Annotated in this window: 15 protein-coding genes; 13 read left to right on the top strand and 2 right to left on the bottom strand. The window is 64.3% G+C overall.

Annotation, left to right across the window (positions count from 1 at the left end; all coding sequences use genetic code 11):
- Nucleotides 1–42: 42 nt before the first annotated feature.
- The 6 genes from ACO055_RS07195 to ACO055_RS07170 all read left to right on the top strand — a co-directional run bounded on the left by ACO055_RS07195 (nt 43) and on the right by ACO055_RS07170 (nt 8796).
- The gene (locus ACO055_RS07195) at nt 43–1095 is read left to right on the top strand and encodes a LacI family DNA-binding transcriptional regulator (protein WP_422061905.1); all 1053 of its coding nucleotides are present in this window, start codon (nt 43–45) and stop codon (nt 1093–1095) included.
- Nucleotides 1085–2269, top strand: a complete 1185-nt coding sequence (locus ACO055_RS07190; RefSeq protein ID WP_422061904.1) for an MFS transporter — start codon at nt 1085–1087, stop codon at nt 2267–2269. The genes ACO055_RS07195 and ACO055_RS07190 overlap by 11 nt, the downstream gene beginning before the upstream one ends.
- Nucleotides 2270–2398: 129 nt before the next feature.
- Nucleotides 2399–4867 (top strand): glycoside hydrolase family 3 N-terminal domain-containing protein, encoded by a 2469-nt coding sequence (locus ACO055_RS07185; protein ID WP_422061903.1) that lies wholly within the window; start codon nt 2399–2401, stop codon nt 4865–4867.
- A gap of 66 nt (nt 4868–4933) precedes the next feature.
- Nucleotides 4934–6238, top strand: a complete 1305-nt coding sequence (locus ACO055_RS07180; RefSeq protein ID WP_422061902.1) for a sugar MFS transporter — start codon at nt 4934–4936, stop codon at nt 6236–6238.
- Nucleotides 6239–6253: 15 nt separating this feature from the next.
- Nucleotides 6254–7639 carry a cation:proton antiporter gene (locus ACO055_RS07175; protein ID WP_422061901.1) on the top strand — a complete coding sequence of 462 codons (1386 nt, stop codon included), beginning with the start codon at nt 6254–6256 and terminating at the stop codon, nt 7637–7639.
- A 131-nt stretch (nt 7640–7770) separates the two neighbouring features.
- Complete coding sequence (locus ACO055_RS07170) at nt 7771–8796, top strand: acyl-CoA dehydrogenase family protein (RefSeq protein ID WP_422061900.1); 1026 nt, start codon at nt 7771–7773, stop codon at nt 8794–8796.
- Here the strand turns inward: ACO055_RS07170 and ACO055_RS07165 are convergent.
- Both ACO055_RS07165 and ACO055_RS07160 read right to left on the bottom strand, forming a co-directional pair.
- A complete protein-coding gene (locus ACO055_RS07165) occupies nt 8793–9923 on the bottom strand; it encodes an acyl-CoA dehydrogenase family protein (RefSeq protein ID WP_422061899.1) in 1131 nt (376 codons plus the stop codon). The genes ACO055_RS07170 and ACO055_RS07165 overlap by 4 nt on opposite strands.
- A 49-nt stretch (nt 9924–9972) precedes the next feature.
- The gene (locus tag ACO055_RS07160; protein WP_422061898.1) at nt 9973–10722 is read right to left on the bottom strand and encodes a helix-turn-helix transcriptional regulator; all 750 of its coding nucleotides are present in this window, start codon (nt 10720–10722) and stop codon (nt 9973–9975) included.
- 139 nt (nt 10723–10861) lie between these two features.
- Between ACO055_RS07160 and ACO055_RS07155 the strand changes: the two genes are divergently transcribed.
- The 7 genes from ACO055_RS07155 to ACO055_RS07125 all read left to right on the top strand — a co-directional run bounded on the left by ACO055_RS07155 (nt 10862) and on the right by ACO055_RS07125 (nt 24634).
- On the top strand, nt 10862–13312 hold the full coding sequence (locus tag ACO055_RS07155) for a TonB-dependent receptor (RefSeq protein ID WP_422061897.1): 2451 nt from the start codon (nt 10862–10864) through the stop codon (nt 13310–13312).
- 15 nt (nt 13313–13327) lie between these two features.
- Nucleotides 13328–14230, top strand: coding sequence for an oxygenase MpaB family protein (locus tag ACO055_RS07150; protein WP_422061896.1), 903 nt, complete (start codon nt 13328–13330; stop codon nt 14228–14230).
- 166 nt (nt 14231–14396) lie between these two features.
- Nucleotides 14397–15392, top strand: a complete 996-nt coding sequence (locus tag ACO055_RS07145) for a LacI family DNA-binding transcriptional regulator (protein ID WP_422061895.1) — start codon at nt 14397–14399, stop codon at nt 15390–15392.
- Nucleotides 15393–15515: 123 nt separating this feature from the next.
- A complete protein-coding gene (gene pgmB, locus ACO055_RS07140; RefSeq protein ID WP_422061894.1) occupies nt 15516–18491 on the top strand; it encodes a beta-phosphoglucomutase in 2976 nt (991 codons plus the stop codon).
- Nucleotides 18485–20848 (top strand): TonB-dependent siderophore receptor, encoded by a 2364-nt coding sequence (locus tag ACO055_RS07135; RefSeq protein ID WP_422061893.1) that lies wholly within the window; start codon nt 18485–18487, stop codon nt 20846–20848. The genes pgmB and ACO055_RS07135 overlap by 7 nt, the downstream gene beginning before the upstream one ends.
- Before the next feature lie 98 nt (nt 20849–20946).
- The gene (locus ACO055_RS07130; RefSeq protein WP_422061892.1) at nt 20947–22176 is read left to right on the top strand and encodes an MFS transporter; all 1230 of its coding nucleotides are present in this window, start codon (nt 20947–20949) and stop codon (nt 22174–22176) included.
- Between the two features lie 148 nt (nt 22177–22324).
- On the top strand, nt 22325–24634 hold the full coding sequence (locus tag ACO055_RS07125; RefSeq protein WP_422061891.1) for a TonB-dependent receptor: 2310 nt from the start codon (nt 22325–22327) through the stop codon (nt 24632–24634).
- Nucleotides 24635–24636 lie beyond the last annotated feature (2 nt).

Here is a 24636-nt window from a genome sequence, read left to right as displayed (position 1 = left end):
CGCTAGCAGGACGAACGGGGACATGGGAGGTCAGCGGGACTGATGGGGCGGCGGCGGCAACTGGTGACGATCAAGCATGTGGCAGCCGACGCCGGGGTGTCGCTGCAGACGGTCAGCCGCGTCATCAATAACGAGCCCAATGTCCGTCCCGAAATGAAGGAGCGGGTACAGGCCTCGATCGACAAGCTCGGGTATGTCCCGTCGATCGCCGCGCAACGGATGAGCGGGTCGCGCTCGTACCTGATCCTCGCGATCAACGACCGCGAACGCACGATCGCCGACTGGAAGGCGCGGCAGGGCACCGACTGGGTCGACCAGATGCTGTTCGGCGGCATGCTGAAAAGTGCCGAGTTCGGGTATCGGATGATTTTCGAGCTCGTCGATACGCACAGCGACCATATCGAGCGCGAGCTGCGGGCCGCCATCGCGGCGCTCCAGCCCGACGGCGTGATCCTGACCCCGCCGCACTCGGACAATCCGTTGATCGTCGGCTTGCTGCACCAGCAGAAGATCCCGTTCGCGCGGATCGGCTCGCACGGGGGCGAGGCGGGAATTGCGCTGACGATGGACGACGAGGGATCTGCGGCGCGGGCGACGCGGTACCTGATCGACCTCGGCCACCGGCGGATCGGCTTTATCTCGGGCTCGGTCGAATATGACCTCAGCCACTGGCGGATCGATGGCTGGAAAGCGGAGATGGCGGCCGCTGGCCTTACGACCGACGGCCTCCTTGCCGAGGGGGACTTCAGCTATGCATCGGGCGAAGCTGCGGCGCGGCAATTGCTCGAAAGCGCGAACCCGCCGACCGCGATCATCGCCAGCAACGACCAGATGTCGCTCGCGACGCTCGAGGTGGCGCGCCATCGCGGGCTCGCCGTGCCGCGCGAGCTCTCGCTCGTCAGCTTCGACAACACCCCGATCGTGAATTTCAGCCAGCCGCCGCTGACCGCCGTCGACCAGCCGATTGCGGCGACGGTGGCGCGCGCGGTCGAACTGATCATCGCGGCACAGCGCGGCGCCCCGCGCCCGACCGAACCGACCGTGGTGAGCGGCGGGCTGGTCGAGCGCGGATCGACCGCGGCGCATGGCGGCTGATACCGGCGCGCCGCGGCACCAGTCGCTCGCTTTCCTGCTGCTCTATGCGCTGGCGGCGGCGGGCGGGGCGATTGCTTATGTGCCGTTCCTGACCCTGTTGCTGCCCGCGCGCGTCGCCGATCTTGCGGGGCCCGCCGACGTTCAGTGGCTGGGCTATATCACTTTCTTCGGCGCCCTCGCGGCCAGCGCCGCCGGCATCCTGTTCGGCTGGCTCAGCGACCGGACGGGCGGTCGGCGTTTATGGATCGCGGCGGGACTTGTGCTGACGATCGCGCTGCTCTTTGCGATGCCGCTCGCGCGCGATGTTCCGGCGCTGCTCGCGCTGATCGTCGCGTGGCAACTGGCGCTCAACATGATGCTGGGTCCGCTTTCGGCATGGGCGGGCGATGTCGTTCCCGACGCGCAAAAGGGCTTGCTCGGCGGATTGCTCGCGCTGTCGCCGGCGCTTGGCGCCTGGTCGGGCGCGCTGGTGACGCTCCCGGGACTGAACGGCTTCGAACAGCGGCTGTCGGTGGTCGCGGTGATGATCGCGGCGGCTATTCTGCCTGCGTTGCTCTTTGGCACGCCGCGTGCCTTTCCCGAACTGATGCGGCCGGACGCGCCGGACGCGCCCGGGGTTGCAAAACCCGCGGCGCGCATGTGGCTTTCGCGTCTTCTCGTCCAGATCGCCGAGGCGGCGCTTTTCGCCTATCTCTATTTCTGGTTCCGGTCGATCGATCCGGCGATGGGCGACCATGAAAAGGCCGGGCTGTTCAGCGTCGCGCTGACGGTTGCAGTACCGGTCGCGTTGCTCGCCGGGCGCTGGGCCGACCGCCGCGATCGCCCGTTCGCGCCGCTCGTGGCGACCGCGACCGTGTCTGCGGTGGGGCTGGTCGGCATGGCGCTGGCGACCGACGTGGCTTCGGCGAAACTCGCCTATCTGGTCTTCGGCATTGCGACGACCGCTTTCCTCGCGCTTCATGCCGGTCAGACGCTGCGCATCCTGCCGCGCGCCGATCGCCGCGGACGCGACCTCGGTTTCTTCAATCTCGCCAACACCTTTCCGTCGCTGATCATGCCGTGGCTGACGATTTCGCTGGTTCCCGGCTTCGGATTCAGCGCGCTTTTCCTGTTGCTTGCCGCGTTGACCGGCGCGGCGGTGCTGCTTCTCGCCACCATGCCCCGCCACGGCTGAGCGCCCCCGACAACCTTGGCTTGATTTCGCGCTGTCGCTGTGCGAGAGAGGATTTGATAACGTTCACAAATCAAAAAAATAAGCTGATAAAAGAGGAATGGGAGAAAGATGCATCGACAGGCGATAGCAATGGCGACCGCGCTGCTGCTGGCGGGCACCGCTGGTGCAACGATGGCCGACACGGCGGTTCCGGGCGCTGCTGATGTCCATGCCGCGCTCTGGCCGAGCGCAAAGAGTCCGCCCACGATCACCGACTCCGCGACCGAAGCGCGTATCGACGCGCTGATTGCGAAAATGACGGTCGAACAAAAGGTCGGCCAGCTGATTCAGGGTGACATCAGCACGATCAGCCCGAAGGATCTGGAGACCTATCCGCTCGGCTCGATCCTCGCGGGCGGCAACAGCGGCCCTAATGGGAACGAGCGCGCGTCCGCCGCGGACTGGGCAAAGCTGGTGGGCGAGTTCCGCGCCGTGTCGCTGCGCCGCCAGCCGAACGGGGTTGCGATCCCGATCATCTTTGGCGTCGATGCCGTCCACGGCCACAACAATATCCCCGGTGCGACGCTGTTCCCGCACAATATCGGCCTCGGCGCGGCGCATGATCCGGATCTTCTGCACCGCATCGGACAGGTCACTGCGGCCGAGATTTCGGGCAGCGGTATCGAATGGACGTTCGCGCCGACGCTCGCGGTGCCCCAGGATCTGCGCTGGGGCCGCAGCTATGAGGGCTATTCCGCCGACCCCAAGCTCGTGGCGGCCTATGCGAAGGCGATGGTGCTCGGGTTGCAGGGCCCGCTCGTTGCGGGTCGCTCGCTCGATGCGACACACGTCGCGGCGACCGCCAAGCATTTCCTAGCCGACGGCGGCACCTTCGAGGGCAAGGATCAGGGCGATGCTAGGGTCGGCGAGAAGGAACTCGTCGCCAGACATGCGCAGGGCTATCCGGCCGCGATCGACGCGGGGACGCTGACCGTGATGGCCAGCTTCTCGAGCTGGAACGGCATCAAGCACCATGGCAACAAGGGCCTGCTGACCGACGCGCTCAAGGGCAAGATGGGTTTCGAAGGCTTCGTCGTCGGCGACTGGAATGGGCATGGTCAGGTCGCGGGATGCAGCGTCACCGATTGCCCGCAGTCGATCAACGCGGGGCTCGATATGTTCATGGCGCCGGACAGCTGGAAGGGTTTATACGAGACCACCCTGAAACAGGCGAAGGACGGCACGATTTCTGCCGCGCGTCTCGACGACGCAGTGCGCCGCATCTTGCGCGTGAAGTACAAGCTCGGGCTGTTCGATGTCGACCATGTCGACCGGGGCAATTTCGCCGCCGTCGGCGCGCCCGAGCATCTCGCGATCGCGCGAGAAGCGGTCGCCAAATCGCTGGTTCTCCTTAAGAATAATGGCAGCGTTCTTCCGATCAAGCCGGGCGCACGCGTCCTGATCACCGGCCCCGCCGCGAACAATATGGCAATCCAGTCGGGCGGCTGGACGATCAGCTGGCAGGGCACCGACGTGACTCACGCCGATTTCCCGAACGGCCAGACGATTTGGGAAGCGATGAACAAGGCCGTGCGCGACGCGGGCGGCATTGCGACGCTGTCCGACGGCGGCGTCTATAAGGAAAAGCCCGACGTTGCCGTCGTCGTCTTTGGCGAGCACCCCTATGCCGAGTTTCAGGGCGATGTGCCGACGCTCGACTATCAGCCGTCGGAAGCGACCGATCTCGCGACGCTCAAGAAGCTGAAAGCCGCGGGTATTCCCGTGGTCGCGGTCTTCCTGTCGGGCCGTCCGATGTTCACCAGTCCGGAAATCAATGCCGCCGATGCCTTCGTCGCTGGATGGCTGCCGGGATCGCAGGGCGTCGGTGTCGCCGACGTTCTTGTCGCGGGCAAGGATGGCAAATCAGCGCGCGGGTTCACCGGCACCCTGCCTTTCGCGTGGCCCGCCGATGCGCGCTCGCCGGTTGAAAAGCCACTTTGGCCGGTCGGGTACGGCCTGAAATATGGCGCCGCGAAGACCGTGCCCCAGCTTTCCGAAAAGTCGCGCGTCGACATCGCCGCGGCGCTCAATGTCGAGAATTTCTTCTCGGGCGGACGCGCGCGGACGCCATGGACGCTGTCGATCGTCGATGCGGGCGGATCGCGGCAAGTCGAATCGGGACCGCTCGACAGCAGCTATGGCCTGCTCAAGACGCGCTCGGTCGATGTCGCCGCGCAGGAGGATGGCAAAAGCTTCGTCTGGACCGGACCCGCGTCGGTCCGCCTGTCGGGACCTAATGCCGACATGACGCGCCAGCTCAACAACAGCTTCGCGCTGCGGATCGACGGGCGGATCGATGCCGTTGGCAGCGGTTCGACGCGGCTTTCCTTTGGCGACAGGGCGTTGGATATCAGCATGTTCGTCAAGTCCGCCCCGGTAGGCGCCATTTCGACGATCCAGATTCCGCTGCGCTGCTTCGCCGACGCGGGCGCCGATCTCTCGAAAATCAGCGACGCGGTGACCGTGATCGGTGACAAGGGACTTGCGCTGACTCTGATGGCCGCGCGGATAGAGGCTGTGGGCGCGGCTCTGGCCTGTCCGCCTGCCGCTGCCGGGTAAGCGCAGTACGGAATAATCATAAGACTGGGCCGCATCGCCGGCTTGGAAAAATCTGGGGAGAAGAACATGGCAATGGCGCCGAACGTCGCGACAAGCTCGAACCCGAACCCGCCCGAAGGGGCAGGCAAAAGCGGCGGCAGCACGCGGGTGGTGCTGATACTCGCCTTTGCGGTTTTCTTCCTGTTGGGCGGGGTGACGAACATCAACGACCTGCTGGTCGGCAAGTTCAAGCCGATGTTCCATTTGACGCACGCGCAGGCGAACCTGGTGCAGATGGCGTTTTTCATCGCCTATGCTGCCTTTTCGATCCCCGCGGGCATCATCATGTCGAAGCTCGGTTATATCCGTACCTTCGTGCTCGGATTCATTCTTGTCGCGGCGGCGGCTTTCCTGTTCGTTCCGGCGTCGGCGGCGGCCTCTTACCCCGGCTTCCTCGCCGCGCTCTTTTGTATCGGCGCGGGGATCACGGTTCTTCAGGTGGCGATGAATCCGGTGATCACGACCCTGGGTCCGATCGAAACCTCGCACAGCCGCCTGACCTTTGCTCAGGCGTTCAATTCGATCGGCGTCTTCCTGATGGTCTATGGCGGCGCGGCTTTCCTCCTCGGCGATTCAAAGCCGCTCGACGCAGAAACCGCCAGCGAGGCGCAAATTCAGGCGTATCGTGTGGCAGAGGGGGCATCGATCGGCACCGCCTATATGTGGCTCGGCGTCCTGATGCTGGTCATCGCGGCGGTGTTCTGGATGTTCCGCTCGGCGCTCGACCATGCCCAGACCCAGGATGTGAAGCTCGAGGGGACCTGGAGCCTGCTCACCCAGAACCGCCGGGTTCAGCTCGGCGCGCTGAGCATCTTCACCTATGTCGGCGCCGAAGTGGCGATTGGTTCGAACCTCATCGCCTATCTCGGCGATCCCGGCGTGATGGGGCTGGACCTTCAGGCGGCGGGCAAGCTGGTCGCGATATACTGGCTGGGCGCGTTGATCGGCCGGTTGCTCGGCGGTTTCATCCTGCGGCTGGCGAAACCGGGACGGGTGCTCGCGATCTTTGCGGCGGGGGCGATCTCGCTGATCATCCTGTCCGCCGTGACATCGGGAGCGCTGTCGGGTTGGGCGCTGATCCTGGTCGGCTTCTGCAATTCGCTGATGTTCCCGACGATCTTCAGCCTGGGGACCGAGGGGCTGGGCGAGCGAACGCCGCAGGGGTCGGGCATTCTGTGCACCGCGATCGTCGGCGGGGCGATCGTCCCCTATCTCTTCGGTACGGTCGCAGACATCAGCGGCAATATCCGGTTCGCTCTGGCCGTGCCGCTGATTTGTTACGCGATCATCGCGGGCTTCGGGCTGTGGGCGGCGCGCCGCCCGGCTGCCTGACGGGGGCATGGGTCGATGCTGGGTGATCTGATGCAGACGATCGGCGGCCTGCTCGACCCGCACGGCCCCGCGGTGCAATCGGCGCAAAGCTATACGCCGACCGATTACAGCATCCACTTCTTCCTCCAGATCGCGGTGATCCTGCTGGCGTGCCGCGTCACCGGCTGGGCGGCGAAAAAATGGCTGGGCCAACCGCAGGTCGTTGGAGAAATGACCGCCGGAATACTACTAGGCCCCTCCCTGCTCGGCCTTTTCTTCCCCAGTATCCAGGCGGCGCTGTTTCCAAATGAAACGCGGAATGTCCTGTACGTGTGTGCGCAAGTCGGCGTCGGGCTCTACATGTTCCTTGTCGGCACGACGCTGCGGCTCGATCATTTCCAGTCAAAAGCGAAAAGCGCGGCGGGTGTTTCTGCGGCCGGCATCGTTGTCCCCTTCCTCTTTGCCGCGCTGATAACGCCCTATCTTCTGACCGTTCCCGGCCTTTTCAATGCCGCGATCGACCCGAGCAGCGCGACCTTGTTCATGGGAGCATGCATCGCGCTCACCGCCTTTCCGATGCTCGCGCGGATCGTCAACGAGCGCGGGCTTGCGAACAGCGCGCTTGGCACGCTGACGCTGACCGCGGGGGCGTTCGACGATGCGGTGTCGTGGTGCGTGCTCGCGATCGTCCTCGCGACGTTCGGCGGCGGCCCCGGTGTCGCGCTGATCGCGATCGTCGGCGGTCTGGGCTTCACCCTGTTCATGATCTTTGCCGGTCGCCCGCTGCTCGCGCCGCTCGGCCGCGCGGTCGAAGCGCGCGGCGCGATGAGCGACACGATGCTGTCGATCATCCTGATGCTGTTCGCGCTTGCAGCCTTCGCGATGGACGCCGCGGGCATCCATGCGGTCTTCGGCGGCTTCCTGCTTGGCGTCTGCATGCCGCGCGGCATGCTAACCGAAGAAATCACGCGCAAGATCACCCCGATCACCACGCTGCTGGTCCCGATCTTTTTCACATATTCGGGACTCAACACGCGGCTCGATATGGTCGACAGTCTGGCGCTGCTGGCGTTGGCGCTCGGCATCCTCGCCGTCTCGATCGCCGCGAAATTCGGCGCCTGCTGGCTGGCGGCGCGGCTCGCGGGCGAGAACAACCGCACGGCGCTTGGTATCGGCGCGCTGATGAATGCGCGCGGGATGATGGAGTTGATCATCATCAACATCGGCCTGCAAAAGGGGATCATCGGCCCGACGCTGTTCGCGATGCTGGCGCTGATGGCGATCGTCACGACCATGATGGCTGGGCCATTGTTCGAGCTTGTCTATGGCCGCAAGGCGCGCGCAGCGGGCGAACTCGGCGCGCTCGGCAGCGAAGAGCCCGGCGGTAGCAACGCTGCGCCGGCAGCGCAGCTCAACATCTAGGGCCAAAGGGGGACCCGCCTGCCTTTAGGGCGGGCGGGTTTTGGGTTGCCCGCGGCCGGGCGGAACCTGCTACACCGGCCAGCTAGACTTGCCGACCCCGACGCCGCAAAGTTCGGCGAAAGGGAGTGAATATGGCTGCGCTCGATCTGTCGCTCGATGACCAACAGGACCTGCTGCGCGCCAGCGTTCAGCGCTTTCTGATCGACAACGCCCGGCCGGGCTGGCGCGAACTCGCCGATGGGCTGGGGCTTGCCGGCATCGCTGTGCCGGAGCGGGCCGGCGGGTTCGGCGGCGGCATCGTCGATATCGCAGTGGTGATGGCCGAACTTGGTCCAACCTTGGCCGGCGCCGACTGGCTGTCGCATGCAGCGGCCACAAGGCTGCTCGCTCGCGTTGCACCCGATCACGCGGCCTTGCCCGGACTGGCGACCGGAGTGCGGCGTATCGCAATCGTCTGTCCTGCATCCGCCGCGTCGATGCCGACTGCGGAGAATGACGGAGCGGTTCGGGGATCGGCGACATTGGTGGCGGGCGCCGCCGAAGCCGATCTGTTCCTGCTCGCCGCCAGCGGGGTGATGCTTCTGATTCCCGCCGATCGCGGCAAGGTCGAACCGCGACACCGCATCATGCATGACGGCAGCGTCTCGGCCGACCTGTGCTTCATGCTGAAAGCGGGCGCCGCCGAAGTGCTGGCGACTGGCGCAGAAGCGCGCGAGCTCGCCGACCATGCGACGGACCTGATACTCGTAGGGCGCTGCGCCGAAGCGGCGGGCCTGATGCAGCAGATGATCGATGACAGCCGCGATTATCTGGGGCAGCGCAAGCAGTTCGGCGTCGCCATCGGTTCGTTTCAGGCGCTTCGCCACCGACTGGCGGACATGCAATTGGCGGCGATGAAAGCGGCAGCGATCACGGAGACCGCGATCCTCGCCGTCGACCAGGCACGGGGCGATCGGGCAGTGCTGGCGAGCGCGGCCTGCATCGAAGTCGCCGAGGCGGTGCGCATCGTCGGCGAGGGCGCGGTGCAGATCCATGGCGCGATGGGGCTTACCGAGGAATTGAATCTGGGGCGGCATTTCAAACGCGCGCTGGCCATCGCCGCCGCCATGGGGCCGCGCGCCGCCCATCTGGCGCGCTTCGCCGAAATGGCGTCTTAGCCGAGTATCAGGCGCGCGATCAGGTCGCGCTGAATCTCGTTCGATCCGGCATAGATGCTCGCCGCGCGGTCGTTGAGGTAGCGGGGAACTGCGACGGCCACGCCGGGCGCGGTTTGCCCGTCGGCTTCGGCCCATGCGTCATGGCCGGCCATCTCGCAGGCGAGGACGTCGATGCGCTGTGCCGTCTCGGTGCCAAGGATCTTGAGCGCCGAAGCGTAAAGCGCGGGATTGCTGCCCACGCCGCGCATCGCTTTCAATTCCAGGGCTTGCAGCGCAGTCAGATTGATCGCTTCGCGGTCGATCCGCGCTCTTAGAACCGGGTCCGAAATCGGCGGTGTCCGCAATCGCTCAAGCCGCTCGATCAACGATGGCGCATATCTTCCACCCCGCTCGAACGTCAGCAGGTGCTTGGCAACCGACCAGCCTTCATTCTCGCCGCCCAGCCGATTGGCCTGTGGCACGCGGACATCGTCAAAGAATATCTGATTGAATTCATGATCGCCGGCGAGCGTGAGAATCGGTTCGATCGTGATTCCCGGCGACGCCATGTCGAGGAGGAGGAAGCTGATACCCGCCTGCGGCTTGCCCTGGCTCGATGTGCGGACGAGCGCGAACATGCGGTTCGCGAAATGCGCGTGCGTGGTCCAGATTTTGGAGCCGTTCAGAACATAATCGTCGCCGTCGGCGATCGCCCGCAGTTGGAGCGCGGCAAGGTCCGATCCCGCGCCGGGTTCCGAAAAGCCTTGGCACCAATAATCCTCGCCCGACAGGATGCGCGGCAGATAATGGGCGCGCTGTTCAGCTGTGCCGTAATGCATGATGACCGGGGCCACCATCTTCAGCCCCATCGGAGCGAGCCCCGGCGCGCCGGCGCGCGCGCATTCGGCAGCAAAGATATAGCGCTGCATCTCGTCCCACCCCGGCCCGCCGAATTCGGCCGGCCAGTCGGGCGCCGCCCAGCCGCGCGCATTCAGGATGCGTTGCCACGGCAGGGTGACCGCAGGATCGATGAAGACGCTCGTTGCGCGGCTCGCGGCGCCGTGCAGATCGTCGGGCAGCGCGGATTCGAGAAAGGCGCGCACCTCGGCCTGAAAGGCGTCGAGCGCCGGATCGTTCAGCATATCCATCCGCCAAATGTAGCGATCGGACGGGATGCTGGCCAAGCTGGCGAATGCATCAGGCCGCCCGTGCGCCGACGAAACCCAGTCCGGCGGCGATCTGGATGGACTGCGCGCGCCCTGTCGCGCCAAGCTTTGCAGCGGCGTTGCGGAGATGAAACCGGACGGTCGATACCGACAGCGACAGGATGATCCCGATCTCGCCGTCGGTCTTTCCGGCGGCGGCCCAGCGCAGGCATTGCACTTCGCGGCGGGTCAGCGTCTGCGGCACCTTGGCGTTGCGCGGGCGTCCGCGCGCTTCATTATGCGTCGCGACCAATTCGAGCGCGAGATTGTGCAGGTCGCCGGCATGCGCCGCGAACAGCGCCTTGACGCCGACCGGTTCGCGCGAGCACCAAAAGACGGCGCCGACGAGCCCGCGCGGCAGATGCACCGGCGCAATAATCGCTTCGCCGAAATTGGGCGTGTTCTTTGCCTGCTCGCAATCGACGGCGTCGAGCAATCCGGTCGGTCGCCACGTCCGCAACCTCCCTTCGCTGTAATAGAAGGGCTCGGCCATCAATCGCGCCGCAGTCAGGAATGCGACCTGCAACGCGAGCTTGCGGTCGCGCCAATAGGCATAGTCGGGATCGATCCAGCGAAAGCTCGTCTCCGCATAGGGGCGTCCGCTTTCGTCGGCCATCGGCTCGGGATCGCCGAGGTCGGCCTGCGCCGCGATATAGGGCAGGCCGATCGAGTCGCCGATCGCCTGCACCTTCGCAACGAGCGCGGGAAGCGCCGTCCAGCATGTTGCCCGATGATCCGTCACGCGCCCTCTTTTCCGCCCATACTGCCACAGGTGCCAGCTTGTCGCTGACTCCACAATTTAGTCTTTGGGCAGCGTCCGGTTGTTGCGACGCTCGCACAAAGACGAGCCCCGCGACAAGCCGTTTGAGGGAGGATGAGTGATGAAGGCAATTCGAATTTTTCTGCTGGCGGGCACTGCGGCCGGCCTTGTGATCGCCGCGCCGGCGTTCGCTGCCGAGGAAGTCGCGGCAGATGCCGTATCGACCGAGGGCGAGATCATCGTCACCGCGCAGCGCCGCGCCGAATCGATCAACGATGTCGGCATGGCGATCCAGGCCGTGGATGGCGCGACACTCGAAAGCCTGCGCGTCACCGACATGCGCGACCTGACCGCTGTCGCGCCGAGCTTTACCGTGTCGCAAAGCTATCAGGGCGTCCCGACCTATACGCTGCGCGGCATCGGCTTCAACACGATCAACCTGTCGTCGACCTCGACCGTCGGCACCTATGTCGACGAAGTCGCCTATGCCTACCCGATCATGAACACCGGCCCGGTGATGGATCTCGAGCGTGTCGAGGTGCTGAAGGGGCCGCAGGGAACGCTCTATGGCCGCAACACCACGGCAGGGCTGATCAATTTCATCACTGCCAAACCGACCGACAGTTTCGACGGCAGCATCAAGGCCGACCTGGGCAATTACCAGACCTACAACATCGGCGGACATATCTCGGGCCCGCTTGGCGAGGGCATCGCCGCGCGCATCGCCTTCCGCAGCGAGAATAGCGACAAGGGCTGGCAGGTCAGCAACACCCGCGGCGAACGCCAGGGCGAAATCGAAAAGCTTGGCGTCCGCGGCGCGCTCGCCATCGATCCCGCCGACGGCACCCATTTCGACCTGTCGGTGACCTGGTGGCAGAACAAGTCCGACACCGTGGTCGGGCAGGGGATCGGCTTCACGCCGGCGACGAACCCGACCACGGGCACCAGCAACTCGCGCTTCTTCAACGCACCGGGGCTTGCGACCTATCTTGCGGCCAATTTCCCGACCAAGGCGACGCAGGCCGACTGGGCGCCCCATGCGCAGCGTTCGGCCGATATCGGGACCGGGCTTGGCCTCGACGGGCCGCTGGCCGAAGACAATCGCTTCTGGGGTCTGAAACTGCGTTGGGATCAGGATCTTGGCGATACGATGAAGCTGGTTTCGCTGACCAGCTATAACGACTTCAAACGCAACGCGCTGTCTGACTGGAGCGGTGCGCCGTTCGAGATCCTGCTCCAGAATACCGTCGGGCGGATCAAGAGCTTTGCTCAGGATGTCCATCTCGAGGGCGAAACATCGGCGGTGACGTGGCTCGTCGGCGCCTATTATGCGAACGACCGGATCATCGATTCCAACCGCACGATGCTTGGCCAGAACGCGAACGTCGGGCTGATCCGCGCCGCCGGTGCGCCGTTGCTCGCGAGCCCGGTCTTCAACTCGGGCGGCTATACGCTCGCGCAGCTCCAGCAAGCCTTTCGGACATACGAGGATTTCGGCCACATCCGGACCAAGACGTGGAGCGTCTTCGCGAACGCCGACTGGGAGCTCAGCGACCAGTTCAAGGTCAGCGGCGGGCTGCGCTACACCGAAGACAAACAGCGGTACAACGGTTGCTCGCGCGACTTCAACGGCAACATGCTGCCCAACGTCAATGTCGTGAATCGCGCGTTGTACCTGCAAACCTATGGCGTACTCGCCGCGCCGATTTCACAGGGACAGTGCAATACCTTCGATCCTGCGACGGCCAGCTTTGGCGAAGTCCAATCGGTGCTCGACGAAAATAATGTCGCGTGGCGTGTGGCGCTCAACTGGGCTCCGAACACCGATACGCTGCTCTACACGTCGGTCTCGCGCGGCTATAAATCGGGGACGACGCCGATCAACGCAGCGAACCTCGCGCGCCAGAACGCGCCGGTGACGCAGGAAAAGCTGACCGCCTATGAAGTCGGAATCAAGGCGACGCTCGCCGACCGCGCCGTGCAGGCCAATCTGTCCGCCTTCTATTATGATTATGCCGACAAGCAGATCAGCACCTATTTCGCCGACCCGATCTACACGGCGCTGTCGCGGCTCGACAATGTGCCGAAGTCGAAAGCCTATGGCGTCGAGGGCGAACTGACGATCCGTCCGGCCGACGGCCTGACGATGTCGGCAAACGCGCTGTGGCTGAAGACGCGGATCAGCGACTATAACGGCACCAATGCTGCGGGGCAGCCGCAGAATTTCGACGGCGCCGGATTCATCTACAGCCCCGAATTCCAGGGCAGTCTGACGCTCGCCTATGACACGCCGGTCAGCGACACGCTCGACCTTACCGGTGCGGTCAGCGCGCGGTACCAGAGCAAGTCGAACACCATTTTCGAGGACCTCGATCTCTATAAGGTCAAGGCCTATGGTACCGTCAATGCAAGCCTTGGCGTGAAGGGTGCAAGCGGCTGGTCGGTATCGCTGTGGGCGAAGAATCTCTTCAACAGCTATTATTGGTCGGCCGTCGCCAGCAATGCCAATGTCGTGGTCCGCTTCCCGAACGCGCCGCGAACTTATGGCCTGACCTTGGGTTTCGACTTTTAGGGGAGTGCGAACAGGGTGCAGCAAGGCAGTCTCGACAATTATCTGGGCACGATCATCGACTTTTCCTCGCCGGTCGGCGAGCCCGCCTTGTTGCCACCCGACAGCGTCCAGTGGCGCGTGTACAAGAACCCCATCGCGCTCGGCATCGGAGGCATCGCCGCGGTGCTGCTCGAATTCGCCGACCCGCGCATCCGGTCGGGCGTGTGGGACCATTCGACCTACAAGGTCGATCCGATCGGTCGCTCGCGCCGCACCGGCCTGGTTGCCATGCTCGCCTGCTACGGTCCGGCAAGCGTGGCGAAAGAGGTGATCGGCAAGGTCAATCGCCTGCACGGGAATGTGAAGGGCGAAACGCCGGGTGGCGAAAAATATCGCGCGCTCGATCCCGCGCTTCTCGACTGGGTCGCGGCGACCGCATCCTATGGCTTCCTCATGGCCTATGATCGCTTTGTCCACCCGCTCGGCGATGCCGACAAGGACCGGTTCATGCGCGATGGCGATAGGATCGGCCGCGAATTTGGTGCGCGGCACACGCCGCCGACGATCGATGCGTTCCTGGCGATGATGGCAAAGCTCGAGCCGCGCTTCGAACCGCACCCGATCCTCTTTGAATTTCTCGACATTATCGAGTCCGGCCGGGCCGCGCCCGGAACGCCTCGTTTTCTCCACCGTGCGATCGCGCGCGCGTCGGTGTCGCTTTTGCCGGGCTCTGTTCGCCGGACGCTCGACCTGGGCCCCCGTTTCGATCTGACGAGGCTCGACCGGCTGATGCTGCGCGCGGCGGGGCGGCTTGCAGACCGCTATGGCAGCCGGAAATCGCCTCCGTGCCAGGCGAGCGGACGGCTGGGCCTGCCCCACGACTTCCTCTTCAGATCGCAGCCGGCGCAAAGGCAGATGCTGGCGAACAGGGCGCGCTAGGCGAAGCGCCGGCGTGCCGAACGCGGCCGTCGAGATCGGCCGAAGATCCCTGCGCGCCGCTCCCGGGCCGCAAAGGCGCTTGTGAAAGCCGGCGGTCGGGCGGTAGGGGTGCGTCTATGGCTCAGCGCATCGATTCCTTGCCATCCCACGCGGTATCGGGCCGCGGATGACCAAGGGTAAACTCCATGACGGCGCACGGCCGACGATGGCGGATATTGCGCGCGAGTTGGGCGTTGCAAAAATCACCGTTTCGCGCGCCCTGTCGAGCCATTCCACGGTGAAGGAAAGCACGCGCGCGCTGATCCGCGAGACCGCCGAGCGTATGGGGTACCGGCTCAACATTTCAGCGCGCAACCTGCGGCAGCAACGGACGCGGACGATAGCCGTCGTCATCGAAATGGCGCCGTCGCACGACCGCCTGATGAGCGAGCCCTATCCGCTTTCGCTGCTCGGCGGGATCATGCAGGAGCTGACCGCTGCGGGGCAGAACATGGTTCTGACCACTATCGATCTGTTCGCCGAACATCCGCCCTCGGCCGACGGGGTGATCCTGCTGGGGCAGGGCGTGCACGACGATGCGGCGGCTGCGATCGAGGCGACCGGGCTTCCCTATGTGGTTTGGGGCGCGGCGCACGGACCGCCCGAACAAATTGTCGTCGGCAGCGACAATCGGGCAGGCGGTGCGCTTGCGGCGGAGTATCTGCTCGGTCGCGGGCGGAAAAAGCTGCTGTTCCTGGGCGAGACGCAGCATGGCGAAGTCGAGGATCGCCTCAGCGGGTTCGAGGCGGGTCTGGACGGCGGCGATGCCGCAGTCCTCGACAAGATCGCCTGTGCTTTCACCGTTGCCGCGGGACGCGACGCGGTGACGCGGCTCTTTGATCGCGGCAAGGCATTCGACGGCATTTTTGCGGCAAGCGACGCGATCGCGATGGGGGCGATCGAGGCGGTCGCGGCGCGCGGCCTTGCGATACCGGGCGACGTTTCGATCGTCGGCTTCGACGATTCACCGGGCGCGTCGATCTTCTCGCCCAAACTCACCAGCGTCCGGCAGGACTGGGCGGTCGGAGGCGAACTGCTCGCGCAGAAGGTGCTCGAACTCGTTGCGGGCGACCCTGTCGAGTCGCGCGTGATGGCGGTCGAACTGGTCGTTCGCGAAAGCTGACTCACCTGCGTCTGAAAGTAACCGAAACCGTAGGTTTTTTAACAAATGGTATCGATACCTTGACATCGATACCATTTTGACCGAGACACGCTCTTCAGAGTATCGGCCAGAGCAGCCGGTGCCGTGGGCGAGGACGAGTTGGCGATTTCCGAACATGATTGCGAAACGATGCGGCTCGTCCGGCGCGGTGCGGACGCGACCGGCGATCAGGCGGCGGCGCTCTTCGCGCTCGCCAACGGACTGGTCGGCGTCGAAGGCGTGATCGACGAACGCGATGCGGCACCCTGCGCCTATCTGCCCGACGCCTATGTCAGCCGGCCGATCGGCTATCATGAAAGCTTCCCGGGCTACGCGACGGCGACCGATACGCGCGTCGCCTGCCCCGGCCCCGCCTTGCTGCGCCTGCATGTCGACGGGAAGCCGATCGATTTTGGCGCCGCCGAACTGCTCGACACCGAACGCACGCTTGATTTTGCGGACGGTCAGCTGCGCCGCATATCGCGCTGGCGGATTGCGACGGGGCGGACGCTTGAAATCGCGGTCGACCGGATCGTCCCGCTCGCAGGCGGCGCCTGCGTCGCGTCGCGGATCCGCATCCGTCCGCTCGATTTTGCCGGTCACTTCCAGGCCTGGCTGACCTATGGGATCGACGGTGGGGGTGCAGGTGCCGCCGAAGCGGACGATCCCCGCATTTCGGGCCGGTTGCGGCCCCAATGGACGATCAATCTTCCCCTGCCGGGTGACACCCCTTCCGTTACCCGGTTTTCGCAGGATGCCGTCGCACTCGCCTATCGCCAACATGTCGCAAGCCCGGCCGCACAGGTCGCAGCAGTCCACGCTGGACATGTGGTGCGCAGCGAGTTGGTCGCCGGGGGCATCCTAGCGATCGACCGGGTGGTCGCAATGGCATGCGCCCGCGGCCGCCCGGTCGACCTTGTCGCGCTGAACGGCGCGACCGATTTCGACGCCATCGCCGAAGGCCAGCGCGCGGCGGTTCGGACCTTGTGGGGCAGCGCCGCTTTCGCGATCGACGGCGACGATGCGCTCGCTGCCGCGCTGCACTTCGACCTCTTCCAGCTCCACCAGTCGGCAAGCCGCGATCCGAACCATAGCATCGGTGCAAAGGGGCTGACCGGCGAAGGCTATGAGGGCCATTATTTCTGGGACGCTGAAACCTTCATGCTGCCCGTGCTTGCGCTGCAAGCGCCCGAACAGGCAAAGACGCTGCTCGCCTATCGCGTCGGCAAGCTCGATCGTGCGCGCGCGCACGCCGCTGCGCTCGGGCATCGGCGCGGCGCGCTCTACCCGTGGCGGACGATCGCCGGCGACGAATGCTCCTCGCACTATCCGACGGGGTCGGCGCAATATCATATCAATGGCGACATCGCCTATGCGCTCGCGCTCTATGTTGCGGCGACCGGCGACGATGCCTTCCGTGCCGAAGCCGCCGAAATGCTGTTCGAGACGGCGCGGATCTGGATGGAGATCGGTGCGTTCGATCCACGGCGCGATCGCGCATTCTGCACCCACGGCGTAACCGGGCCCGACGAATATTCGGCGCTGGTCGACAATGATTTCTATACCAACGCGATCGCGCGCCGGCACCTGGCGTATGCCGCCGACACCGCCAACTGGCTGCGCGCGCGAAACGAATTTGCTGTCCTTGCTGCTGCGATCGACCTTGACGACAAGGAGGTCGCGGACTGGCGCAAGGCGGCGGACGCGATGTGGCTGCCGGTTGATCCGGCGCTCGGCGTCAATCCGCAGGACGATGCTTTTCTGGGTCGCCCCGAACTGCCGGGTCTTGCGGCATCGGGTGATCGCCATGGGCCCTTACTCATGCGCTATCACCCGATGATCCTTTTTCGTCATCAGGTCGCCAAGCAGGGCAATGTCGTCCAGGCGATGGCGATGGACCTGGTCGGCATGCCGTTGTCGCAGCAGCGTCGGAATTTCGATTATTATGGCCGCGTCACCACGCATGATTCGACGCTGTCGTCGGTGTCCTTCGCGATCGCCGCGGCGCGCCTCGGCGACGAAAAGGCGGCGCTCGAATTTCACCGCGAGTGCGCGTTCGTCGATCTCGAGGACCGCCACGGCAATACCTCGCACGGACTGCATATGGCGGCGCTTGCGGGCAGCTGGCTGGTGCTGGCGCAAGGCTGGGGCGGGCTGCGTCTCGATGGCGCGATTCCCTCGTTCCGGCCGCAGCTCCCGGACGCTTGGAAGGGCTATCGCTTCCGCATGCAGTGGCGTGGCAGCGTGATCGAGCTCGCGGTCGATGCCGCCGGCTGCACCTATCGCCTGCTGTCTGGTGATCCGCTGGCGGTCGCCGACCATGGTCGCCCGTTCAACGTCGGGGCTGAACCGGTATTTGCGGAGCGACCCGGGCTGAAAGGCGTGATCTTCGACCTCGACGGAGTGCTCACCGACACCGCCGAAGATCATTATCAGGCGTGGCAGGCGCTGGCCGATACCCATGGTTTCGCGTTCGATCGCGAAGCGAACCATCGGCTGAAAGGCGTCGACCGCAGTAACTCGTTGCGCCTGATTCTCGACCATGCGGGCGCGCAGGTCGAAGCGGGCAGGTTCGACGCCATGCTCGCCGAGAAGAACGACATCTATCGCGCGCGGCTCGCGGGCTATTCGCCCGCCAATCTTTTCGAGGGTGTCGCCGAACTGTTCGATGGCCTGCGCGCTGCCGGACTGAAGATCGGCCTGGCGTCGGCCAGCCGCAACGCGGGCGACGTCGTGCGCTTGCTCGGCATTTCCGACCAGTTCGATTTCATCGCCGACGCGGGCGCGGTGGCACACGCCAAGCCGGCGCCCGACATCTTTCTCGCCTGTGCCGCCGGCATGGGCCTGAGCCCGGAACAGTGCATCGGAGTGGAAGATGCACAAGCCGGAATTTCGGCCATCCATGCGGCGGGCATGGTGGCCATAGGCATCGGGTCAGAAGAGGCGCTGCCCGATGCCGACATGCACCTTCCCGCCATAGGCCAGCTGACGGTCGCCCGGATCCTGTCGTCAGAACAGGAAACGGCGCCGCGTGCAGGCTTTTCAACCAGACCAGATAAAGTGGAGGAAATTTCATGTTGAACCGGACCCATCTGCTGGCGTCGATCGCGCTCTTCGCGCTGCCGACGACGGCCTTTGCCCAGCAAGCGCCTCAAGCCGACGACGCCGCCCCCGCGAGCGACGAGATCATCGTTACCGGCACTGCCGGTGGCGGGGTCAACCGCCAAGCCGCTGCCTTTGCGATCACCAACATCACGTCGGACGCCATCGACAAGGCCGCGCCGAACAGCACCGCCGACCTGTTCAAGGTCATTCCCGGCGTGTCGGCTGAAAGCTCGGGCGGTCAGAACGGCGCGAACATCTTCGTGCGCGGCTATCCTTCGGGCGGCGACGCCGAATTCGTCACGCTCATGGTACAGGGCGTTCCCTTCTTTTCGCCGCCGACGCTGTCGTTCCTGGAAAATACCCAGCTCATCCGCATCGACGAGACGATCGCCCGCGTCGAAGCCGTCCGCGGTGGCACCGGCGCCCTGTTCGGCAACGGCCAGCCCGGCTTGACCGTCAACTTCGTCCAGAAGGAAGGCGGCCGCGATTTCGAAGGCCTCGTGAAGGCCAGCGTCACCGACTATGGCGACCTCCGCGGCGACATGCTGCTGTCGGGTCCGCTCGGCGAGAGCACGAGCTTCATGGTCGGCGGCTATTACAGCAGCGGCCATGGCATCCGTAACCCTGGCTTCACCGCCGAAAAGGGCGGCCAGATCACCGGCAACATCCGCCATGATTTCGACAAGGGCTCGCTGCTTGTGTTTGCGCGCTATCTCAACGATCACGGCCAGTGGCTGCTGCCGATCCCGGTCATCCGCGATGGCAACAAGGTCCGCCAGTTCGGCAATATCGATCTCGGCACCGGCGCCCTCGCAGGTCCCGAAACGCGGCTCAGCACGCTGCCCGACGGCACGCGTGCCAATCTCGCCGACGGCCGCGGGGCAAAGCTGATCAACATCGGGACCAACGTCGATTTCGAGATCGGCGAAGGACTGCAGCTGCGTTATCGCGCGAGCTATCTCAAGGGCGATGCCGACACGACCGGCCTTGTCCCGGCAAGCACCGCGACGACCGCGAACGCTTATGCGGCTTCGCTTGGCAGCACCATCGGCAGCCTGACCTATGTCAACGGCGGGCAGGCCGTTGCGGGCACGCAGCAGGTGATCCGTGCGGGCACCTGGATCGTGCGCAAGCAGATCGAGGATTTCACCAACGATCTGGCCCTCGAATGGCAGAGCGGCAATAACAAGTTCACCGTCGGCCACTATTATTCGGACTTCTCGTCGAATGATCAGTGGAACCTCGGCAACGTCCATCTGCTGACGGCGGAGAACAATGGTCGCCTGCTGAACCTGACGCTGGCGAACGGCCGGATCGCGACCAACAATGGCTTCACGCAAGGGTCGTTCTTCAACGTCAACGCTGCCTATGACGGCCGCGAATATGCGTTCTATGCGGTCGACGAATATCAGATCACGCCCGAACTGCGTTTCGACGCCGGCATCCGTTACCAGAACTACAAGGCGACGGGTTCGATCGAAAACAACAGCTCGGTCGACACCGACAACAATCCCAACACCCTGTACAACAATGGCACGGCGGTGCTGAACGGCACCTTCCGCAATATTTCGTACAAGAAGGGCGCCTGGTCGTGGACGGCGGGCCTGAACTACGACTTCTCGTCGTCGGTCGGTGCCTATCTCCGTTACAACCGCGGCAACACCAACCCCTTCTTCGACAATCTGCGCGACGGAATTTTCGTGTCGCCGCGCGTCGACAACTTCGAGGGCGGGGTCAAGGTCCGCACCGATGTGGTGTCGCTCTATGCCACGCTGTTCCACACCAAGTTCAGCGGGCTGGTAACGACGGTCATCCAGAATGGTGCGCCGGTTGCCGACATTGGCGGCGCGCGCAGCACGGGCATCGAACTGGAAGGCCAGCTGCGTCCGGTCGACAATTTCTCCGTCGCTTTCTCGGGCACATGGCTCGACGCGAAATACCGCAATTTCTTTGCGGGCGGCGGAACGATCGACCTCAGCGGCAATCGCGTCCAGCGCCAGCCGAAGTGGCAGTGGCGCGTGACCCCGTCGTATGACATCGAATTCGGTGACGACAGCAAGGTCTCGCTCTTCTCGACCTTCAGCTACACGGGTGACCGTTTCTCCGACACGGCGAACACCCAGAGCCTGCCGCATTATTTCAAGATCGATGCGGGCGTCACTTTCGACGTCAACGACGCGCTGCAATTCGCGGTCACTGCCGACAATCTGACCGACAAGGTCGGACTGACCGAGGGCGACCCGCGCACGCTGGGGCAGGCCGGCGGACAGGTCGTCAACGCGCGCCCGATCCTGGGCCGCTCGTTCCGCTTCAGCGCCGCGTATAAATTCTAAGCGGCGTGGAGAGGATCGACCTCTTTTCGTAACTCTCCTACTGGGTGGTCGCGGCCTCTTCGCGGCCACCCCTTCTTTTGACCGTCCGGGGGATCGACATGGCGCGTACACGGCTGATTGCCGCACTGATATTGACCTATGTCGCCTTCGCGATGCTGCTCAACAGCGTCGGCACGGTCATCCTCCAGTCGATTTCGAGTTTCGATGTCACCAAGCCGCAGGCGAGCACGCTGGAAGGCTTCAAGGATATCACCATCGCCGTCGTGTCGTTCGTGACGGCGAGCTATTTGCCGAGGATCGGGCTCAAGCGGGCGTTGATCGGGGCGCTGATCCTGGCCGTCGCGGGGTGTCTGGTCATGCCCTTGTTCGGCAGCTTCAACGTCGCGCGGCTCCATTTCGCGATGGTCGGCGCCGCGTTCGCGGTCGCCAAGGTCGTCGTCTATTCGATGATCGGGCTGGTCACCGACAGCCCGCGCAAGCATGCCAGCCTGACCAGCCTGATCGAGGGCATGTTCATGGTCGGCGTGTTGTCCTCCTATTGGGTGTTCAGCGCCTTCATCGACCCGACGGGTCTGCGCTGGCTCAACGCCTATTGGGTGCTCGGGACGATCACGGCGCTCGCGCTGGCCCTGCTGCTGACCGCCTCGGTCGACGAGCAGCACACGCAGGAAGGCGACGAGGCTGCCGCGGACGAAGGCCCACCGTTCATGGCCATGCTGAAACTTGCGGCATTGCCGCTGGTCCTGATCTTTGTTGCCTGCGCTTTCCTGTTCGTGCTGATCGAACAAGGGATTCAGAGCTGGCTGCCGACGTTCAACAACGAGGTGCTGCATCTCCCGGCGCAGATGAGCGTGCAGGCGGCAAGCCTGTTCGCGGCCTGCCTGGCGATCGGGCGGTTCGGGGCAGGGGCGGTGATGGCGCGTTTCGACTGGTATCCCGTGCTGAACGTCTGTCTTGCCATACTCGCAGCGCTGATCATTCTCGTGCTGCCGCTCGCCGACGGGCTTGCGCCCGGGACGATCCACAATTGGCGCGACGCGCCGGTCGCGGCCTTCCTCTTTCCGCTGATCGGGATTGCGCTCGCGCCTATCTATCCGACGATCATTTCGGTGATGCTCAGCGCGATGCCCGGCCGTCAGCATCCCCCCTTGATGGGCCTCGTCGTCGTTTTCTCGGCGCTTGGCGGCACGACGGGGTCGCTGATCACCGGCCAGCTTTTCGCGCATCTCGACGGACGCTCGGCCTTCACGCTGATGCTCGTGCCGATCGCCATTCTTGCTGGCGGACTGATCTTGCTGCGCCGGAGTATCCCGACCAACAACGCCTGATTGCAACGAAAAGGGCGGATAATTCCGATCGGACCAATGGTCGCCTCAACTTATTCACACACTTGAGAGTGAATGTTGACTTGCGCGCCAATTGATGCCACTCAACCTCCATGCCGACGCACGATCGGCGAGGATGGGAGAGGGCATGATGAGAGCAATTTTGTTTGCGTCCGTTTGTGCGGGCGCGCTGATCGCAATTCCGGCGAACGCCGCCGCGCAAGAGAGCGCCGATACCGGCCAGCAGGCCGAAGAACCGCGCGGCAGCGACATCATCGTCACGGCCACGCGCCGCGAAGAGCGGATCCAGGACGTCCCTCTCAGCATTTCGGCCTATTCGCAGGAAGAGCTGACCGAAAAGGGCATCGTCGGTTATGAAGGCATCGGGCGCGAGACGCCGGGCGTCGTGCTGAACAAGCCGACCGCCAACTTCAACAATTTCACCGCCCGCGGCATCGCGACCAACGGCTATAATGCCAACCTGCAAAGCTCGGTCGCGATCTATATCGACGAGCTTCCGGTCTCGACTATCGGCAACACGACCGTCGTCGATCCCAATCTGTTCGACGTCGAGCGCGTCGAATTCCTCCGTGGGCCGCAGGGTACGCTGTTCGGCTCGGGATCGCTGTCGGGCGCCATGCGTATCCTGCAGAAGAGCCCCGATCTCAATGATTTCGACACCGCGGCGCTCGTCGATCTCGGCCTGACCGGGTCCGATTCGATCCGCCAGCGCTATAACGCGATGATCAATGTGCCGCTGGTCAATGACCGGCTCGCGGTACGCGCGGTCGGTTTCTACCGGCATGAAGAGGGCTATCTCGACAATGTCGGGACCGGGGTCCACAATTCAAACACGCTGGTCGACTATGGCGGGCGCGTGGTGGTGCTGTGGAAGCCGACCGACCGGCTGTCGATCAAGCTGCTCGGCTCCTATGAATATAGCAATCCCAGGGACAGCTCGCTGACGAGTCCCTCGCTTGGACGCAACAAGCGTATTTCGGACGAGCCCGACCGCTTCACGGGCAAGCAGGCGATTGCTAACGCGACGATCGACTATGAGTTCGATTTCGCGAAATTCACCAGCTCGTCGACCTATTCGGATTTCGAACAGCGGTTCTATGTCGATCTGGCCGGGACGTTCCAGCCCGGATCCTTCCCCGGCGCGCCGATCGCTTTCGGGCTCGATGCCGACGGTTATGACAAGGTGTTCGTGCAGGAATCGCGGCTCGCTTCGACGCTCGACGGGCCGTTCGAGTTCGTCGTCGGCGGCTTTTACTTGAACCGCCGCCGCGACGTCGATTATTTCTATCGCTCGAACCCCGCCTTCCTTGCGGCGCGTGGATATACGGGCCTTCCCGACAAATATTATCAGAAGCAATATACGCGTTCGATCAGCAAGGAACTGGCGGGTTTCGGCGAGTTGACCTATCGATTCTCGGAGAAATTCTGGCTGACAGGCGGGATGCGCTATGGCGAGACGTCGGCGCAAGGCTTCACCGAAGCTGGCGGCTATCTCGCCACCGCGCCGGGATTCTTCAACCTGAACTATCTGCAGGTCGCGCTGGGCGGCTTCCCGAACGTCGCCTTCACGGGGCGGACGCCTTATGCCGCGGTCGAAGGCCTGAAAGCCAAGGGGTCGAAACCGTCGTGGAAGGCGAGTGCGACGTTCAAGCCGAGCGAGAGCCTGACGACCTATGCGACTTTCTCGACCGGCTTCCGCGCGCCGATCGTCAACGCCTTTGCCGGACGGGCGAGCGTCGTCGACGTCAACGACATCATCATTCCGTTCGGCGCGACGTCGGACAGTCTGAAAAGCTATGAGGTCGGCGCGAAAGGGCGCTGGCTCGGCGGGCGGGTCAGCATCAACGCGGCTTTCTATCTGATCGACTGGAGCAATATCCAGGCGCAGGCAAACCGCGTGTCGGACTCGGTGCAGTTCGCAACGAACATCGGTGCCGCGCGCAGCAAGGGGTTCGAGTTCGAGATCGGGGTCATTCCGGCAACGGGCTGGGCGATCGGCGTCAATGGCGCCTATAACGACTCAAAGATCACCAAGCTGACCGCGGCCGAGGCGGCGATCTCCGGAGCCGTGCTCGGCCACCGCCTGTCGGCGCCGCGGATCCAGGGATCGGCCTATCTCTCCTACAGCTTCAAGCTGGCGAGCGACATCGATGCGATGCTGGCGGTCAATGCCCAGCATATCGGAGCGTACAACAGCAGCTTCCCGAACACCCCCGGACGACCGACCGTCCCGCTCGCGACCTTCGGCAAGACCGATGCCTACAGCAACGTCAACATGAGCCTGGGGCTGAAGAAGGGCGACCTGTCGGCGCAGCTGTACGTCGAGAATCTTTTCGACGATCATTCGATCACCTACATCCATCCCGAAGCCTTTTTGAACAGCCGCTTCGGCACGATGCGCCCGCGCACCTTCGGGATCCGCCTCGGCTATAGCCTCTAAGC

Source organism: Sphingopyxis sp., assembly GCF_965227415.1.
Lineage (GTDB): Bacteria > Pseudomonadota > Alphaproteobacteria > Sphingomonadales > Sphingomonadaceae > Sphingopyxis.
The sequence above is the reverse complement of the archived record's forward strand: the minus strand, read 5'-3'. Positions and strand labels throughout refer to the sequence as shown.